Source organism: Bradyrhizobium sp. STM 3557 (assembly GCF_045571465.1).
Lineage (GTDB): Bacteria > Pseudomonadota > Alphaproteobacteria > Rhizobiales > Xanthobacteraceae > Bradyrhizobium.
In genome coordinates, this window is sequence record NZ_CP120697.1 from 5,866,949 (window position 1) to 5,884,547 (window position 17,599).

Consider the following 17,599-nt stretch of genomic DNA (forward strand, 5'->3'; position numbering starts at 1 on the left):
ACGCGCCTTACGTGTTGGCCTGGAGCAGGCTCTGCATCATGCTTTGGACCACCGACATGATATGAGCGTTGGCTGCATAGGTGTTCTGGACCTGGATCAGGTTCGACATCTCGCTGTCCATGTTGACCGCGGAGGTCGAGTTGAATTTCTGCTGCAGCGTCGACACCACGACGCTCTGCCCCTGCTGCAATTGGGTGGCGAGCGTGGAGGCATTGCCCTGCTGGCTGATGAACTGCTGCAGATAGTTCGACACCGTGGCCTTGAAGGGCTGCGCCGCCGAGCCGAGCCCGGTGGCCGGCGAGACGTTGAAGGTCGCCTGGGTGAGCTGCGCGAACAGGAAGCTCGGCCGTGTGGCGTCTCCGGCCGCGGTCGCCGGCGAAGTCGAATAGGTCGAGAGCTTGGCCGGGTCGGCCAGCAGCGCCGGATTGACCGAGATGCGCCCGGCGAGCCCGGTCATCTCCGACCCGCTGGCCCTGATGTAGCCGGTGTAGGCCGTGGTACCGTCGGTGAACAGCGGCAATTGCGCGTTGCCGCTCGCCAGCGTCTGCACCGTGGTCGTGGCCGAGGCCGCGTTCACCGTCGCCGCGCTAGTGCCGTCATCGGTGATGCGCAAGGTCGAGCCGGAGGGATTGGTGAACTGTAGATGTGCGCTTCCAAGCGCCACGTTCAGCTGCGACACCACGGAAGCCATGCCGAGCGAGAAGTTCGCACCGACCAGGGTCGGGTTGGCACCCACCGCGTTCTGCAGCGGCAGCGCCGCGGGATCGCTGACATTGACGATCTTGATCTGGCGCTGAACGTTGCTCGAATCCGTGTATGTCAGGTTGATGGAATTGCCATCCAGCAGGCCCGAAGTGTTGACGTCGAAGCCTGCTGGCGGACCGGCGACCGCGGTGCCCGCAGTGGTCTTGTCGGACAGCGCCGACGACATGGTGGCAGCGAGCTGATCGATCTGGGTCTGCGCCTGCACCAGGGTCTGGTCGCGCAGCTTGATGTCGGCCGCGATCTGACCCGAGCTCACGATATTGCTGGACACGACATCGAGCAGCGCGCCGTTCGGCAGCTTGATGTTGAGCGAGCCGACACCGTTCTGAGTAGGATTGGTGCTGTAGAGCGAGGTGGCGTTCAGCGAACCCGCCGAAGTGTACTGGAATTCGGACGCGAGGCCCGCACCGACGAGTTGGATGCCCGAGGTCGTGAACACGCTGACCTGGTTCGAATTGTCTGTGACCGTGCGGATGTCGGTATATTTGGCGAGCTGATTGATCGCATTGTCGCGCTGGTCCATCAGCGTCGCCGCCAATGGATCGTTCGAGCTGAGGCCCTGAAGCTGGGTGTTGATCTCTGCAATCTGGCTCATCAGCCCGTTAGCGGCGGTCGCCGACGTGCCGAGGTCCTGCGAGACGTTGGTGCGCAGTGTCTGGATGCCCTGGGTCGTCGTGTTGAGCTGTCGGGCCAGGCTTTGCGCCGCCGACAGCGCCACCGACTGCGCGGAGCTGTTGCTGGGATTGTTCGACAGCGACTGCAACGCGGTGGTGAAGTTGTTCAGTGCGCCCTCCAGCGTGCCGTCGCCGCCGGGCGTGCCGTAGACGCTTTGCAGCTGGCCCAGAATGTTGGCCATCTGGTCGGCATAGCCGCCGCCCGCCATCTCGGTGCGCAGCTGGCTCTGCACGAACAGGTCCAGCTGGCGGTTGACGCCGTTGGTCGCGACCGTCGAGCCGTAGCTGCCGCTCGCGACCTCGATCTGATTCGGGTTCTGCGCGACATAGCCCGGTGTCTGCGCATTGGCGACGTTCGAGGTGATGATCGAAAGCGCCGCCTGCGTCGAGCGCAGACCCGACATTGCGGTGGCAAGTGCCGAACTCAGACCCATGATGGTATCCGTCTCACATCAGTCAGGAAGCGCGAGATGCAATCAGCGCAGCACGTTCAGGAGGTCCTGAACCATATTGTTGGCCGTGGTGATCACCTTGGTGTTCGCCGAATAGGCCTGCTGGGTGACGATCAGCTTGGTGAACTCGTCGGCGATGTCGGTGTTCGATCCTTCCAGCGACGAGCCGGAGATCTTGCCGGAGGCGCCGATGATCGCCGGTCCGGAGAGATCGGTGACCTCATAGGCGCCGCCGTCGAGCGCCTTCAGATAGTTGGTGCCGTTGAAGTGCGATAGCGTCACCTGAGCGAGGTCGATGTTCTGGCCGTTGGAGAAGGTGCCGATCACGAGCCCGGAATTGGCAATCGAGACCGACTGCAGCTGGCCGGCAGCGAAGCCGTTCTGCGAGATGGTGTTGATCGTAGCCGCACCGGCAGAGCTGGCGTACTGCGTCAATGCGCCGGAGGAAATGTTGACAGAGATTGACCCGAGCGTCTGGCCGTCAACGACGACGCCAGGAATGGTGATGGCCGAGCCCGTCGGCGAGGACAGCGCGCCGTTGGACGAGAAGGTGAATTTGGTGCCCGAATTGACCCAGGCGACGCCGGTGCCGGTCGCCGTGGTCGAGGTCTGGTAGAACAGGTTCCAGGTATCTTGATGGCCGGTGCCGAGCGATGCGCTGTCGGTCTTGGCCCAGCGCAGCTGCAGGTTCACCGGCGTGCCGGCCTGATTGTAGCACGTGACCGCGCCGCCGCTGATGGATTCGTTGGTGAAGGCGGTGATGTCGTTGGCGATCACGAAGCCGGTGCCGGCCGTGCCGCCGCCGCCTCGCGCCGCCGTGACCGGAGACGAGAAGCCGAGCGACGAGAAGGCCGGGGCAGTACTGGTGATGTTAAGGTTCGAAGCCGTGCCGGTGTGCAGCGTGATTGCGCCGGTCGAGGCATTGATGGTGGGGGCAACGCCCGTGATGGTCTGGATGGCCGAGAGCAGGGCGCCGACATTGTCGCCGATCGCGATATTGGTGCCGCTCGAGGTGGTGCCGGCGATGAAGTTGAGACTGGTGCCGTTCACCACGATGACGTCGCCGGAGACAAAGCCGGTCGGCAGCGAGTCGCTGGGCGCAGTGCCGGACAACTTAGTCGCCGATGTGATCGGCGCCGGAGTCGAGGCCTGGTTCAGCGCGGCCGAGCCGGTGATGGTGTTGTCGGTGTAAGGCGCGGCCGGCGTGCCGACCGGAAGCGGGTTGGAAGCGAAGTCGGCCGGATTGAGGCCGCCGGCTGCGGTGATGGTGCCGGTGGCCGCGCTCGAGCTCGCCGGAGTCTTGGGCTGGGTCGGCAGGTTCGCGGCGTATTGGATCGCCGAGGTCGCCTGGGCCGGAATGAAATTGTTCTGGAATTGCAGCACCTGCGGCACGTTGCCGGTCGGGTTGCCGGTTTTCGGGTCCACCGTGATGCCCATCAGGTAGTAGCCGGCGCCGTTCACCAGATTGCCGTTGGCATTGACCTGGAAATCGCCGCGGCGGGTGTAGTCGGTCACGCCGGAGAATACCGGCACGTTGTCCGTGACCGAGGTCGCCTTCTGCACCGAGAAGAAGCCGTCGCCGTTGATCGCCATGTTGGTGGCGACCGTCGTCGAGGTGACGGTGCCCTGGGTTGTAATGGTCGCCTGCGCGAACGCGGTGACGCCGCCGGCGTTCTGCTTGCTCGGCGTGGTGGCATCCGGGATGAGATCTTCGAAGGAGGTACCGATCCCCTTGTAGCCGGTGGTCGAAGCGTTGGCGATGTTGCCAGAGATGTTCTGCAGAGCGAAGGACTGCGCCTGCAAGCCGCCCACCGAGGTGTTCAGCGCGTCGAAGATACCCATACCAATGTCTCCACGTTCGATCCGGCGGTTCAGGGTTTGAGGACCACGGGCAACCGCAATTCGCAGAGACTGTCGCAATCGTTGTGCCAACAACGAAACGCGCGTCAAATCAGACGCTTAGTAAAAAGCGTGCCGGAAATCAGGATACAAAAACTGGTGAACTATTGCCGAGCCGGCAACTCTTGCCGGGCGTAGAACATCGCCCGCCGCCCCGGTGCTTCGAACGGGGCGCCGGCTCGTCACGATCCGTTCGCAGATCTTGAACGGACGAGCCGGCCAAATCGGTCGGAGTTTTTGAGGTCTCGTCCGATTGCAAGCGAACTGAGGCCTCAGTTTTCATTTGAGGCGTCTTCTTAACGCGAACCGGTACCCGCTTCGCTTGAAAACGCTTTCTAGCTTTCTTTGGGCGCCGCCGGATGGAAGACCAGCGCGACACCATCCATGCAATAGCGCAGGCCGGTGGGCTTCGGGCCGTCGTCGAAGACATGACCGAGATGGCCGCCGCAGCGGCGGCAGTGCACCTCGGTGCGCACCATACCGAAGGTGCGATCGCTGCGGGTGGCGACGGCATTGTCGAGCGGCTTGTAGAAGCTGGGCCAGCCGGTGCCGCTCTCGAACTTGGTCTCGGAAGCGAACAGCGGCAGGTCGCAGCCGGCGCAAGCGAAGGTGCCCTTGCGGTGCTCCTTGAGCAGCGGGCTGGTCCAGGGCCGTTCGGTGCCCTCCTGGCGCAGGACCTGATATTGCTCCGGCGTCAGCTGCGCACGCCATTCGGCGTCCGTTTTCTCGATCTCGAACTTCTCGGCGGCACGTGCCGGCCCGGCCCCGCCGAACCAGCGCAGCGCGAGCAAGCCGAACAATCCGGCGGCAGAGGTGAGCAGGAGGCGACGATCGATCATGGCGGTCTCCGTGGAAGCGGCGTTTCGCCTGGACATACGGATCTGACCGTCGGAAGTTACGTCAGGGCGGGACAGCGCACCTCACTTTATTGCGACTGTCGCGCCATTTCAGGGCTCGACCCCCTCCCCTTGACTCTCCCTTTGGCCGTGATCCGCCATGTCGGGCGGCTGCGGCCGCAAGGGACGCGCCCGATTGGGCGCATGATGAGGCGGCGCCGGCCGCGGCTGAGCGGCAACGCAGTTGGCCTCGGCGAGCCGCGCTTCGCGGGCCCTCTCTTGGGTGCGCACCCGTTCGCGATGGCGCGCCAGCGTGCCCGCGACTGCGGAGCTGCCGCGGGTCCATAGCCCGACCACATGGCCTGCGACCCGCCCGGCCACGCCGCCCGCCCACACCAGCTCGAATGGTGAGAACAGCCGCCAGCGATCGTCACCGGCCAGGATGCCGCTTGCGATCAATTGTCCGGCCATGGCCGAGGTATTGAGACCCTGGCGGCCGAAGCCGCTCGCCACCCAGAGCCCTTTGCGGAGCTGGCCGACCTGCGGCATGCCATGCACGGTTTGGCCGGTCGCCCCGCCGAAGGTCTCGGTGATGTCGACAGGGCCAAGCTGCGGGAACACGGTGCGGATGCGGCGCGCGATGGCGCCCGCAAAGCGCTGCGGCCGCATCGCCCAGGTGGTCTCCGGGCTCGACCACATCAGCCGGTCGCCGTCGATGATCCGGAAATGATCGATCCCGTCGCTGTCGAACACCGAGCCGGCAAAGCCGATCGCCTCGGAAAGCCCCGCGCCGAGTGGCGCGGTAATCCCGCCATAACGCCAGACTGGCAGCAGCGTATCCGACAGCCGCCTTAAGGGCGCCCCCAGATGGATATTGCCGGCCAGCACGATATGCGCCGCGCGCAGCTTCGCCGAGGGCGTGACGATGCGCTTGCGGATGCCGGAGAAGTCGATGCTGACCACCGGCGTGTCCTCGAAGATCCGCGCGCCGGCTCGCCGCGCCAGCCGCGCCAGCGCGTGGACATAACGTCGGCCGTCGAGCTGGAACGCCTGCGGATAATGGATTCCGTGGAAATACCGGTCAGTCCTGAGCACATCGCGCACGCGCTCGACCGGCCAGCCTTCGACTATGGTGTCGAAATCCTCAGCCAGCATTTGCAGGCGGCCGACCAGCGCGTCGCCGGCATCTGTGTTGGAGACCTCGAGCACACCTTCACTGAGGCCGAGGCTGGGCATCATTGATTCGGTGGCATTGGCCCTGACGAATTCGGCGCCAGCCCAGGACAGTGCCCAGAGCTCCCTGGCATTTGCCAGCCCGACACGCGCGATCAAATCGGGCAGCGGCAGCGCAAAGCCCGGCATGAGCGTACCGACCAAGCTGCCGGATGCGTTCCAACCGACATTCCGGCCTTCAAGCACCGCGACGCTGGCGCCTTGCCGCGCAGCACAAAGCGCCACCGTGAGCCCGGCCAGTCCGGCGCCGACCACGCAAATGTCGACATCGAGATCGAAAGAGAGCCGGGTTCGTTCATTGCCGGCTGCAGAGCCGCCATCGTCGTTCGCGCTTGTGGAAGTGTCGTTCATGGCGTTTCTTAACCGGCCCGCGAGGGGCTTGTCACCTTGTCCTGAATGACGAGCTGTACCTTAATCGTGCCGAAACCGAGTCGAGATTTTGCCGATGCGCCGTCTGATGTTGCTGCGTCACGCCAAGACCGAAAGCGACGCGCCATCCGGCCGCGATCGGGACCGCCGACTCGACCAGCGCGGTCACGCCGATGCCGCCGAAATCGGCGACTACATTGCGCGCCATCCGCCCTTTCCCGATCTCGTTCTGGTCTCGCCTGCGGTCCGCGCCCGGCAGACCTGGGAGCTCGCCTGGACAATGATGCAGGCACGGGTACCGAAGCCGCAGGTCGAATGGGTGCCTGACATCTATGGCGCGGAGGTGATGCAGTTGCTGCACAGCATCCGCATCGCCGCGGGCCTAGATCCGCGGCGGCTGATGCTGGTCGGCCACAATCCCGGCCTGCACGAACTCGCGCTCGCCTTGACCGGCAGCGGCGATGCCGCGGCACGCCGGGAGCTGGCGCGCAACCTGCCGACCTCCGGACTGGCCATCCTGGATTTCGAGATCGACGCATGGGACGACGTGTCATTTGGCCGCGGCCGGCTGGTGACCTTCGTTACGCCCAAGCTTCTGAAGCACGGCGCCGGCGATTGACAGCTCTCTTGCCCCGGCGCGTAATGCGCGAGGGATGCAGGAGGGCGACATGTTCAAGTCGATACTCGTTCCGATCGATCTGGCCGACACAGACCTTGCCAAGCCCGCGATCGCGACTGCAGCCACGTTGGCGCAGACCTGGGAAGGCAGCGTCCGCCTGCTCAACGTGATGCCGATGACGCCGGTGATGCTGGCCGAATATGTGCCGGCCGATTTCGACGCACAGCAGCGCGAGACCGCTGAGGAAGCGCTATCGATCGTGGCCCGCGAATCCGGCATCCCGCCGAACCGCATCAGCTATGTGGTGCGCCAAGGCGGCATCTATCACGAGATCCTGGAAGAGGCCAGCGCGGTCAAGGCCGACCTGATCGTGATGACCTCGCACCGCCCGGCGATGCGCACCTACTTTCTGGGCTCGAACGCCGGCCATGTCGTGCGCTACGCCAAATGCTCGGTGCTGGTGGTCAGGCACTAGCCGATCGATTCCACGAAGGCGATCTTCGTAGGATGGTCAGAGCAAACAGGTCGGCGCTTCCAATCTGTCTGCGAAACCCATCGCGGTTCGGTTAGCCGAGAGTGATGGGTGTCGCTTCCCGCTCAACCCATCCTACGAACTGTTGGTCAGGCACTGGCGGCGCATTTTAGTCTTTCTCGTCATTGCGAGCGAAGCGAAGCAATCCAGAGTCAATCAGGAAGTCTGGATTGCTTCGGCCGCTTCGCCCCTCGCAATGACGATAGCCGTAAATGACACGCGAGCCGTTCTCACACCTGCAGCTACAGATCGAGGCTGGACCTGTCCTGCAGTGCGTCATCGAGATCGGCGCGCGTCAATCCGATGTCGCGCAAGGTGTGGTCATCGAGCTCCCGCAGCGTCTTGATAGTGGCACGCCGATGCCAATAGCTCATCAATGCGAGCGGCCAAGCCGTGCCCCAGCGGACCAATCCGGTCCATGGACTTGGCGGGACTGTCGTGGGCGAGCGGTTGGTCAAGATCGACATCGTCATCTCGGGCTCCTGGCCGACTGAAACCGCGGCGCAAATGGCCGGTTACCACCTGCATGCGGCTCGAACCCAAAAAGGCTCGGGGCAAAAGCAGCTTGATGCGGCCTCATTGAACCCGTAAATGTCTCGGTTCAAGTGAAACATTGTCCTCGGTGCAATCATGTCCGCGCACGACTACCTGAAGCTTGCAGACACCCTCGCGGACGAAATTGCGAGGGGCCGTCTGAAGCCCGGCGACCGGCTGCCGCCGCAGCGCAGCTTCGCATATGAGCGCGGCATCGCGGTGTCGACCGCCAGCCGCGTCTATACCGAGCTGCTGCGGCGGGGGCTGGTCGTAGGCGAGGTCGGACGCGGCACCTTCGTTGCAGGAGACGGTCGCGCCACCACCGCGCTGCCCAACGAGCCGCAGGGCGCGCGGATCGATCTCGAATTCAACTATCCGTTGCTGCCCGGCCAGTCGGCCGTGATCGCAAGGAGCTTGCAGGCGTTGCAGCGCGCGGAGATCCTCGACGTCATCCTGCGCCCGGCCTCGAGCATCGGCACACAGGCAGCCCGCCACAGCGCGAGCTCTTTCCTCTCGCGCGGCGGCTGGACGCCGGCGCCGGATCGTCTCGTCTTCACCGGCAATGGCCGGCAATCCATCGCTGCCGCATTGGCGGCCTTGGTGCCGGCAGGCGGACGCTGCGGCGTCGAGGCGCTGACCTATCCGTTCGTCAAAGGCATCGCGGCGCGGCTCGGCATCACCCTGGTGCCGCTGGCGATGGACGAGGACGGTGTGCGGCCGGACGCGGTGCAGAAAGCGCATCGCGAGGCCAAGCTGTCGGCGCTCTACGTTCAGCCCGTCATGCAGAATCCGCTCGGCATGACCATGCCGCCGCAGCGGCGCACTGAGCTCCTACGCATCGTCGACAAGCTCGGCCTCACGGTGATCGAGGACGCGGTCTACGCCTTTCTCGACGACATCCCGCCCCTCGCCGCCGAGGCGCCTGATGCCTGCATCGTACTCGACAGCCTGTCCAAGAAGATCGCGCCGGGCGTCGCGCTCGGCTTCATCGCGGCACCACCATCCTTGCGCGAGAGCCTGATGGCCGCCGTGCGCTCCGGCGGCTGGACCGCCTCCGGCTATATGCTCGCCGCCGGACAGCGGCTGATCGACGATGGCACGGCGGCCGAGCTGACGCGACTCAAGCGTGACGATGCCGTGCGACGCCAGCAGCTCGCGAGCCAGTTGCTCTCAGGCTTCACGCTGCAGGCGAACAGCAGGGCCTATCATCTCTGGCTCAACCTGCCCCCGCACTGGCGCTCGCAGGCGCTGGTCGGTGCGGCCGCGCGGCGCGACATCGCATTGACGCCATCGACGACATTCGCGGTGGCGCCAGGTCACGCGCCGAACGCAGTACGGCTGGCGTTGGGCGCACCGACGCTGGCGCAGCTCGAGACAGGATTGCAGACGCTCGCAGGCATTCTGAAAGCGCGCGAAGAGGACTTCGACACGACCGAATAGGCGCGCGGTCACGGCCACTCGGCGATGAAGCCTTTCTCGCTGTAGGGCTCGATCTTGTCCCATTCCCTGAGTACGAGCCGGCAGAACTCGGAATCGGTGTGCCAGCGCGCGCGGGGTGTCGCAAAGCTGTCCACGGTCAGCAGCATCTTCTCGACATCAGGCCAGTGCCGCTGCAAGGTCATCGGATAGCGTCGCGCGGTCCAGGTGTTGCCGAGGCAGATCACGCTTTTGATGTTGACGAGCCCGAGCGCGGCCTCGATCACGGGCAGCGAGAAGATCACGTTCTCGCCGGTGTTGGTGGCGCGGTGCTCCTCCAGGATGATGTCGGCGGGAATGCCACCGGCCGCCATAGCGCGCTTGATGACCACGCATTCGGATTCGTCTCCGCCCGGCGTAATGCCGCCGCTGACGATCGCATGCTTGAAGTAGCCGTCCCGCCAGAGCCGGCACGCGGTCGCCGCGCGCAGCGCCTCATCGACACGCGTGCCGAACACGAACAGCAGGTCCGCGGGCCGTAGCGGCGTTTGGATCAGATGCGTGGCATTGATCGCGGCGATCTCGGCCGCATCAGGTATCCGTCGCGAGCGATCCTGCATCGCCACCCTGCTCTCTCATTCAAGCCGCAGCGTGTCACGACTCGCGAGATCTTGCGAAGTCACATTTGATGACGCCGCATTGCAGACGCTAGGGCAGCAGAGCACGCGGAATGTCGGCGAATGTGTAGGCACGCGGCCGGTTGCGAACAATGAAGCCGCCGACCTGCCAGGCAAACAGCGCGGCGAAGCCGACCAGGAACGCGGCGCCGGCCCATTCGCGCGTCGCGAGCGCGCGCACCAGCAGCCCTGCCATCGCGACAGCAAACAGCACGGTCAGCGCGAGGGCCGCACCATAGGTCTTGCGTCCGAGGCCGCCGGTCAGCACGGCGTTGCTGCCGACATCACGCATCCGCGCATGCAATTCTTTGATGAAGTCCCGATAGGCTTCGCTCTGCGCTGTCATCAGCGCGGCGGTCTGCCATGAGGTCGAGAGCAGGCTGAGACGGTTGCCACTTGCGTTGCGCAGGTCGGCGCGAAAGCGTTTGGCCTGCATCGACACCGGCCGGTAGGACAGCTTGATCGAAGCGATATCGGCATAGGGCCAGGTGCCGGAGCGGCCGGCGATGTGCCAGACGAGCCCTGCATCGGTCAACTCGAACCGGTGCGCAGCCCCGATCAGCGACGCCTTGTAGGCGTAGCTGGTCACGTCAGCCGTGCTCGCCTGAATCTGAATGTGCTTTATCTGAATGTGCTTTCTCCCGATCCCCTGCTTTGCGCGCTCCGCGGCTTATCCTATAAACGAGCCATGAGCGAAACGACCTATTTTCCGCGCCGATTGATTCTGGCCGGCGCCGTTGCTGCCGGTGTACTGCTGGCGCTCGCCATGCACATGCTGGGCGCGCGTATCGGGCTCGACCTCAGCGGGCTCTGGCGCAACGATGCCGGCGCCTTCATGCCGGCCGGCTCCGCGCTGGCCTGGTGGCTGATCGCGACCGTCGGCTTCTCCGGCGGCTATTTCATCGCGAACATCATGCACAGCGCGGTGTCGGGCCAGATCCCGAAGCGGATGCAGCAATTCCTGATCGTTATGGGCGTGCTGTTGCTGGCCGGCACCGGGCAGGCGATCTCCGGGCCAAGCCCGGTGCCGTCGGTGTCCGGTGCACTCGCCGGCACAGCGGCGCTCTGCCTTGGTGCGCTGATGGCGTTCTGCGGCGCCAATTTCGCGCTGCGCAAGACCTGAGCCCGCTTCTCACCGTTTCGCCGGCTCCCGCACGCGCACTCCGATTGCGACGGCTGCGGCAAGCATCACCAATGCCGAAATCACCAGCGACAGCCGCAGTCCGGGGATGAACGCACCGGACCGCGCGATTAGCGAGCCGAACAGCGCAACGCCAAGCACGCTGCCGGTCTGCCGAGTCGCGTTGAGCACGCCGGCGGCGATGCCGGAGCGCGAGGCATCGACACTACCGAGCAAGGTCGATGTCAGCGGCGGCACCAACAAGCCAAGCCCGCTGGAGATCGCAATCAACTGTCCGCCGATCGCCCAGTAGGACGTGCCCGGCGCGATGGTGAGCAGCGCCAGGCAGCCCAGCGCCGCCAGCACCGCGCCGGCTGCGATGGTGGCGCGCGCGCCAATTCGTTCTGCGACGCGCGGCGCGATCAGGTTGACCGGAAACACCACGGCCAGCATCGGCACGAAGGCAAGACCGGTCGCGAAGGCCGAGAGATGGTTGATCTCCTGGAAGTACAGGCTGAAGACGAAGATCAGGCCATAGACCGCGACGTTCACCAACAGGCCGACCAGCGCGCACACAGAAAACAGCCGATCGTCGAATAGCGACAGCGGCAGCATCGGCTGCCTCGCCTTTGCCTCCTGCAACACGAACAGGACGCCGGCGGCAATGGCGAGCACGAAGCCGGTCAGCACGAACGGATCGGCCCAGCCCCGCGCGCCGCCCTCGATCAGGCTGGCCGCAAGCGCGCCAAGTGCGACGATCGCAGCACACTGGCCTGGCAGATCGAGCTCATGGCTCGCATGCGCCGGCGTCTCCTGCGCGTAGGTCCGTGCCAGCCATAATCCGGCCAGCCCGATCGGCAAATTGACCAGGAAGATCGCGCGCCAGCCGGTGAGCGCGATCAGCACGCCACCGACGAAGGGACCTGCGGTCAAGGCCAGGCTGGCACCAGCCGCCCAGATCGCCACCGCGCGCCCGCGGGCCTTCGCCTCCGGATAGGCATGGTTCAAGAGCGCCAGCGAATTCGGCACCAGGATCGCCGCGGCGAGTCCCTGGATCGCGCGCAGCGCAATCAGGCTCGACGCATTTGGCGCTGCTGCGCAACCCACCGAGGCCGCGGTGAACAGCGCGAAGCCGCCCATGAACACGCGGCGCGCACCGATGCGGTCGCCAAGCGCGCCCGCCGTGAGGATGAAGGCGGCAAAGGCAATGGTGTAAGCGTTGACGACCCATTGCAGCTCGGAGACGCCGCCGCCGAGCGAGGCGCGGATGCTCGCGAGCGCGGTGTTGACGATGGTGACGTCGAGCTGCACCACCCCATAGCCAAGGCTCATGGCCGCGAGCGTGAGCGCGTCCGCAAGGGATGTGCGGGCTTGCGGCGTATGGTCGTCCGCCTGATGACAGGCCGGTCTTGTGATGAAGATATGGTTCATACCGGAACTCCTGTGGGAGGAACGGATGACGCCCTTCTACCTCCGGCGCTGACAATAATGATTCGACAATGATCGAATAATGCGGTTGGACGCCGGCTGTGCAGTTCGCCGGGAGAACGCGGCCGGACGCCGGAAACGCCGCGCGAGCTTCCGCGCGGCGTTTTGCCTCAGGTGGATTTTTTCGTGATCAGCTCGCAGCGCGCAGATTGACCGAGCTCTCGGCGAGCGAGGTGAGCTTCTTGTCGGTCGCCTTCTCCTCATCCAGCGTCTTCTGCAGCAAGGCGGCGCAGTCGTTGCGCCCAAGCTGCTTGGCCCAGGCGATCAAGCTGCCATAGCGGGTGATCTCGTAATGCTCCGCGGCCTGGCCGGCATTGATCAGGGCTGCGTCCAGCACCGCCTTGTCGGCCACCTCGCCGGCGACCTCGTCGGCCTCCTCGATGATCCCGTCGATCGCCGGGCAGTCGATCGCCTTGGGCGCGACACCATGCATCTTGAAGACCTGCTCCAGCCGCTGCACATGCGTCTTGGTCTCGTCGAGATGGGTCAAGAAGCCCTGCTTGAGCTGCTTGTCAGTCGCCTTCTCGGCCATCTTCGGCAGTGCTTTGACGAGCTGGTTCTCGGCGTAATAGATGTCCTGGAGCTGATGAACGAAAAGATCATTCATCGTCTTGATGTCCTTGGTGAACAGTCCCATCGCCTCATCCTTCTTGTTGGGAACGTGGACGGGTCCCCTCCCCGACCCATGCGTGCCATATTTGCGTGGCTACACCGGGCTAACCGGTGGCTGTGGCCGATGTTCCGAAATGACGGCCATGCGAGATCGCCCAAGCCCCGGAACCCCAGCCTGCACGCAGGCGTTGGCCGAAGCCGATTGAGACTTATGTTAGGCGGACGGATATGTGTCTGGCGTATGACAGGCGTTCCCCGCTAAGGTCAAAGCTGATCTTGTCAAGGACTGCACAAGCGCCGCTTTTTGGCTTAAAGGAACGCCTCAATGGAGCGCCCGCCGCCGTTCACGTCATGGTTTCCGCCGATTCCCAACCTTTAATGCCGCCCCGCCGGGAGGATGAATGCAGCGACTGCTGACCGCGCTCGGGCGTGGTTTCAAGAAATGGATCGGCTGGAAGCGGCTGGGAGTTGCGGCGAGCTTCGCCATCATCGCGTTTGCGATCACGACACTGGTGCGCACCCTGCGGGGCGTCGACGCCGGCGTGATCCTGACCGCGCTCACCGACATCCCGCCGCAGCACATCGCGCTCGCCGCGCTCTGCGTGGTCGGGGCGTTCTGCACGCTGACCTTCTATGACTTCTTCGCATTGCGAACGATTGGCAAGAAGCACATTCCCTATCGGATCGCGGCGATGTCCGCTTTCACGAGCTATTCGATCGGTCACAATATCGGCGCCACCGTCTTCACCGGTGGCGCGATCCGCTTCCGGATCTATTCCGATTACGGCCTGAGCGCGATCGACGTCGCCAAGATCTGTTTCCTGTCCGGCCTGACCTTCTGGCTCGGCAACATCTTCGTGCTCGGGATCGGCATGACCCTGCACCCGGCGGCGGCTTCCAGCATGGACCAGCTCCCGCCAGCGGTGAACCAGCTGATCGCCATCGGTCTTGTCGGCGCCATCCTGGCCTATCTCGGCTGGCTTGCGCTCGGTAAGAACCGCCGTCAGCTCGGCCAGAACGGCTGGAAGGTGGTGCTCCCCTCGACGCAGCTCACGTTCGTGCAGATCCTGATCGGGGTGGTCGATCTCGGCTTCTGCGCGCTGGCGATGTACCTGTTGATGCCAGCCGACCCGCCGATCGACTTCCTGTCGCTCGCTGTCGTGTTCATCCTTGCAACCCTGCTCGGCTTCGCCAGCCACGCGCCCGGCAGCTTAGGGGTGTTCGACGCGGCGATGCTGGTGGCGCTTCCGCAGTTCGGACGGGAACAGCTCCTTGCGACGTTGCTGGTGTTCCGCGTGCTCTATTTCGTCATCCCGTTCGGTACCGCGATCTCGATCATGGGTTGCCGCGAGCTCTGGATGAATGTGGTGGTGCCCTGGCAGCAGCGGCGCAAGCTTAATGGGATGTTTCGCCAACAAACTGCAGCGCCCGCCGCTGCGCCGGCTCCGGTTCCGCAGCGAGTGAAACGGCAGTCGCAGGGATAGAAACGGCACTCGCAGGAAAATAGGAATCGGGCGCCGATGCGCGGCCGCAATGATCCTCTTATTTCCGCCCCAACTCTGACGTGAAACGTCACGCCATGACCCGATTTCGCATCCGATTGACGATCGCAGCGCTCGCGATGGCGTGCGCGCTTGAGGCGCTTCCACTGCGCCCCGTGGCTGCCCAGTTCGGCGCCGGCCCGCCCATGCAGATCAGTTGGGAGGTCCGCAACCGCTTCCGCCTGTTCCGCGAAGAGCGCGACTTCCAGCTGCATGTGGAGAGCGCGCGCGACCGCAGCATTCTCGCCTCCGAACAGGGGCTCGAGCTGCAGAGCGACGGTCGCGGCTGGGCTCGCAACATCGTCAACCGGCTGTGCATCGATCTCGCGGGCCGCGTGAACGAGCCTTGCACGCGCGACAACGTCAAGGAGAGCTACCTCACGCCGATCGATCATCCGATCACCGTGCGGCTATCAGGCGCGGTCCCGGTCGGCGCCACCTGCGCCTGGACGTTCGACGATGGCGATGGCCCGCAATCCCAGGCCTTCGATTGCGCCGAGCCGGTCAATCTGCGCGTCCGTTACGACCGCCAGACCGTGGCGACCGTCGACGTGTCCTCCGGGTCCGATGCGCCGCAGCGGCTGTCCACCGGAATCCAGGTGCGCGATATCTTCATCGCCGGCCTCGGCGACAGCATCGCCTCCGGCGAGGGCAACCCGGACCGGCCGATCGCGCTCGCCGAGGAAGGCTTCTGCTTCCGCTCCTATCTTGGCGGCGCCAGCGCGCAATACTATCGGCCGAGCCGTGCCGGCTTCAAAGGCGGGCGCGCCTGCGAGGCACCGGACACGCTGCAGAACTGGCAGCGTCAGAGCGCAATCTGGTTCAACGCCGCCTGCCACCGATCGCTGTATTCCTACCAGACCCGCACTGCGCTCGCGCTCGCGGTCCGCTATCCGCATATCGCAGTGACCTATCTGCCGCTGGCCTGCACCGGCGCCACCATCGCCGACGGCCTGTTCGGCAGCCAGCGCGCTCGCGAATGCGCACCAGGCCGCTCGGTCTCCACCTGCGCGGGCGGCGTCAACGGCCAGCTCGGCGAGCTGCGCGAGGCGCTGACCGCGGCGAAGCGTCGGCAAGCCGATCGCAAGCTCGATCTGGTGCTGCTGTCGATCGGCGCCAACGACATCAATTTCTCGGGCCTTGTCGCGGACGTCATCGTCGACACGCCGACCGAGCGCACGATCTTCAAGCGCTCGGGCGTGATCGGCTCGGTCGAGGACGCACGCTCCGACCTGATGCGCGACCTGCCGCAAGGCTTTGCCAAGCTGCGCGAGGCGCTGAAACCGCTGGTCGGCGATCTCTCCCACGTCATCTACACCTCCTACGGCAACCCGGCGCTCGCCGGCGGCGGCACGCCCTGCCCGGGCGGCCGCGCCGGCTTCGATATCCACCCATCCTTCAACGCCGATCCGCAGCGCCTCGCCAATGTCACTGCTTTCGTCGAGAACGAATTCCTGCCGACGCTGTCAGCGCTCGCGCAGTGCCAAAGCGGCGTACTGTGCCGCGATCCGCGCAGCGATCGCATGACCTTCGTCGACGCGCATCAGGCGGTCTTTGCCAATCACGGCTTCTGCGCGCGCTCTGCGAGCGATCCGCAGTTCGACCGCGAATGCTTCTCGTCAAAGGGCGAGAGCTTCGATCCTGACATTGTCAGCGCCGGGAATCAGCCGCTGCTGTGCGGCCGCAGCGCGGCCGAGTATCGCGCCTATCTGCCGCGGGCGCGCTGGATCCGCGACGCCAATGACAGTTACTTTGCCGCCATGACCTATCCGCAGGGCTTGCCGGCGGCGATGCAGCCGTCCGACATCCATGATGCCACCTGGGGTGTGCTATCGGCCGTCTATGGCGGCGCCGTCCATCCGACCGCGGAAGGCCATGCCGCAATGGCGGACGCAGCCTTCCCGGCTGCGGCCCAGGTGCTGAATCTCGATGCGCCGGAGGCCTCGATCAATGGCGAGCCGCTGCCTCTGCCGTCGGCGCCGGCAGCGCAGCGGCAGTAGGGTTCGTCGGCGAACCTCCGGCTTGCCCACGGCGGCTGGTCGGCATATGTTTAGGCATATGCCATGGAGCGCAAGGAAAAAATGTCCGAAAGCCGGCCCGTCAAGTTGTTTCGCAACGGCCGCAATCAGGCGGTCCGTATCCCCGTCGAATTCGAATTGCCGGGGAACGATGCGATCATGCATCGCGATGGTGATCGCCTCATTATCGAACCCGTTCGGAAACGCGGCCTTGTCGCACTGATCAAGTCCATGACACCGGTCGAAGACGAATTTCCGAACATCGAGGATTCGGCCCCACCTGCGGAGCATGAGCTTTGACGCTCTTCATGCTCGATACCAACATCATCTCGGATCTGATCAGAAATCCGCAAGGAAAGGTGATTGAGCACATCCTCAGGGTCGGCGAGCAGAATATCTGCACAAGCGTGATCGTCGCCGCCGAACTTCGCTATGGCTGCATCAAAAGTGGCTCCCCTCGTCTTCGCCTCGCGGTGGCGGATCTGCTCGGCGAGATCACCGTTCTTCCCTTCGATGCACCGGCTGATGATCACTACGGCGCGGTACGTACTGCACTCGAAGCGACGGGCAAACCAATCGGCGGCAACGATCTCCTGATTGCTGCACACGCTTGCGCAATGGGAGCTACGATCGTGACCGCAAACGATCGCGAGTTCAAACGCGTTCGCGGCCTCAGCGTTGAAAACTGGCTGACGTGAGTGCAGCGCGGCAGTCGCTGCGCGTCGCCTTTCCCGGATGTGCTTCCCAAGCCATATTGCCGCAGCGTAGACTTTGGGCGCGCCGGCGCTCGACCGCCGGACGCGAGCCAACGAAA

General features: G+C 64.7%; 17 protein-coding genes. 8 read left to right on the forward strand and 9 right to left on the reverse strand.

What is annotated here, in order from left to right; all coding sequences use genetic code 11:
* Positions 1-7 precede the first annotated feature (7 nt).
* From flgK to P6U24_RS27195, 4 genes are all read right to left on the reverse strand, one after another.
* Positions 8-1,873: a flagellar hook-associated protein FlgK gene (gene flgK, locus P6U24_RS27180; protein WP_407155526.1), complete on the reverse strand. Its 1,866-nt coding sequence runs from the start codon at positions 1,871-1,873 to the stop codon at positions 8-10.
* Positions 1,874-1,915: 42 nt separating this feature from the next.
* A complete protein-coding gene (locus P6U24_RS27185; RefSeq protein ID WP_407155527.1) occupies positions 1,916-3,733 on the reverse strand; it encodes a flagellar hook-basal body complex protein in 1,818 nt (605 codons plus the stop codon).
* Positions 3,734-4,125: 392 nt separating this feature from the next.
* The gene (gene msrB / locus P6U24_RS27190; RefSeq protein ID WP_407155528.1) at positions 4,126-4,629 is read right to left on the reverse strand and encodes a peptide-methionine (R)-S-oxide reductase MsrB; all 504 of its coding nucleotides are present in this window, start codon (positions 4,627-4,629) and stop codon (positions 4,126-4,128) included.
* Positions 4,630-4,737: 108 nt separating this feature from the next.
* Positions 4,738-6,210 (reverse strand): NAD(P)/FAD-dependent oxidoreductase, encoded by a 1,473-nt coding sequence (locus tag P6U24_RS27195; protein ID WP_407155529.1) that lies wholly within the window; start codon positions 6,208-6,210, stop codon positions 4,738-4,740.
* Between the two features lie 94 nt (positions 6,211-6,304).
* Here P6U24_RS27195 and P6U24_RS27200 point away from each other — a divergent pair, with 94 nt between their 5' ends.
* The gene (locus P6U24_RS27200) at positions 6,305-6,847 is read left to right on the forward strand and encodes a SixA phosphatase family protein (protein ID WP_407155530.1); all 543 of its coding nucleotides are present in this window, start codon (positions 6,305-6,307) and stop codon (positions 6,845-6,847) included.
* 49 nt (positions 6,848-6,896) lie between these two features.
* Positions 6,897-7,322, forward strand: coding sequence for a universal stress protein (locus tag P6U24_RS27205; RefSeq protein WP_407155531.1), 426 nt, complete (start codon positions 6,897-6,899; stop codon positions 7,320-7,322).
* A gap of 299 nt (positions 7,323-7,621) precedes the next feature.
* Here P6U24_RS27205 and P6U24_RS27210 read toward each other — a convergent pair whose 3' ends face one another.
* Positions 7,622-7,852 (reverse strand): DUF1127 domain-containing protein, encoded by a 231-nt coding sequence (locus tag P6U24_RS27210; protein WP_407155532.1) that lies wholly within the window; start codon positions 7,850-7,852, stop codon positions 7,622-7,624.
* Between the two features lie 157 nt (positions 7,853-8,009).
* On the opposite strand from P6U24_RS27210, the gene P6U24_RS27215 reads away from it, so the two are divergent.
* Positions 8,010-9,353, forward strand: a complete 1,344-nt coding sequence (locus P6U24_RS27215) for a PLP-dependent aminotransferase family protein (protein WP_407155533.1) — start codon at positions 8,010-8,012, stop codon at positions 9,351-9,353.
* 8 nt (positions 9,354-9,361) lie between these two features.
* On the opposite strand, the gene P6U24_RS27220 is transcribed toward P6U24_RS27215, so the two are convergent.
* Together P6U24_RS27220 and P6U24_RS27225 are read right to left on the reverse strand one after the other, a co-directional pair.
* Entirely contained in the window at positions 9,362-9,949 is a 588-nt protein-coding gene (locus P6U24_RS27220) for a YdcF family protein (protein WP_407160602.1), read from the reverse strand.
* An 88-nt stretch (positions 9,950-10,037) separates the two neighbouring features.
* Positions 10,038-10,616 carry a hypothetical protein gene (locus P6U24_RS27225; RefSeq protein WP_407160603.1) on the reverse strand — a complete coding sequence of 193 codons (579 nt, stop codon included), beginning with the start codon at positions 10,614-10,616 and terminating at the stop codon, positions 10,038-10,040.
* Positions 10,617-10,694: 78 nt separating this feature from the next.
* Between P6U24_RS27225 and P6U24_RS27230 the strand changes: the two genes are divergently transcribed.
* Positions 10,695-11,129 carry a hypothetical protein gene (locus P6U24_RS27230; protein ID WP_407155534.1) on the forward strand — a complete coding sequence of 145 codons (435 nt, stop codon included), beginning with the start codon at positions 10,695-10,697 and terminating at the stop codon, positions 11,127-11,129.
* A 9-nt stretch (positions 11,130-11,138) separates the two neighbouring features.
* Here P6U24_RS27230 and P6U24_RS27235 read toward each other — a convergent pair whose 3' ends face one another.
* Positions 11,139-12,557 (reverse strand): MFS transporter, encoded by a 1,419-nt coding sequence (locus tag P6U24_RS27235; RefSeq protein ID WP_407155535.1) that lies wholly within the window; start codon positions 12,555-12,557, stop codon positions 11,139-11,141.
* Between the two features lie 187 nt (positions 12,558-12,744).
* On the reverse strand, positions 12,745-13,251 hold the full coding sequence (locus tag P6U24_RS27240) for a ferritin-like domain-containing protein (RefSeq protein WP_407155536.1): 507 nt from the start codon (positions 13,249-13,251) through the stop codon (positions 12,745-12,747).
* Between the two features lie 376 nt (positions 13,252-13,627).
* Here P6U24_RS27240 and P6U24_RS27245 point away from each other — a divergent pair, with 376 nt between their 5' ends.
* The 4 genes from P6U24_RS27245 (at position 13,628) to P6U24_RS27260 (ending at position 17,483) form a co-directional block, all read left to right on the forward strand.
* On the forward strand, positions 13,628-14,710 hold the full coding sequence (locus P6U24_RS27245) for a YbhN family protein (protein ID WP_407155537.1): 1,083 nt from the start codon (positions 13,628-13,630) through the stop codon (positions 14,708-14,710).
* Between the two features lie 95 nt (positions 14,711-14,805).
* The gene (locus tag P6U24_RS27250) at positions 14,806-16,767 is read left to right on the forward strand and encodes a hypothetical protein (protein ID WP_407155538.1); all 1,962 of its coding nucleotides are present in this window, start codon (positions 14,806-14,808) and stop codon (positions 16,765-16,767) included.
* Positions 16,768-16,848: 81 nt separating this feature from the next.
* Complete coding sequence (locus P6U24_RS27255) at positions 16,849-17,085, forward strand: antitoxin (RefSeq protein WP_407160604.1); 237 nt, start codon at positions 16,849-16,851, stop codon at positions 17,083-17,085.
* Between the two features lie 8 nt (positions 17,086-17,093).
* Entirely contained in the window at positions 17,094-17,483 is a 390-nt protein-coding gene (locus P6U24_RS27260) for a type II toxin-antitoxin system VapC family toxin (protein WP_407160605.1), read from the forward strand.
* Positions 17,484-17,599 lie beyond the last annotated feature (116 nt).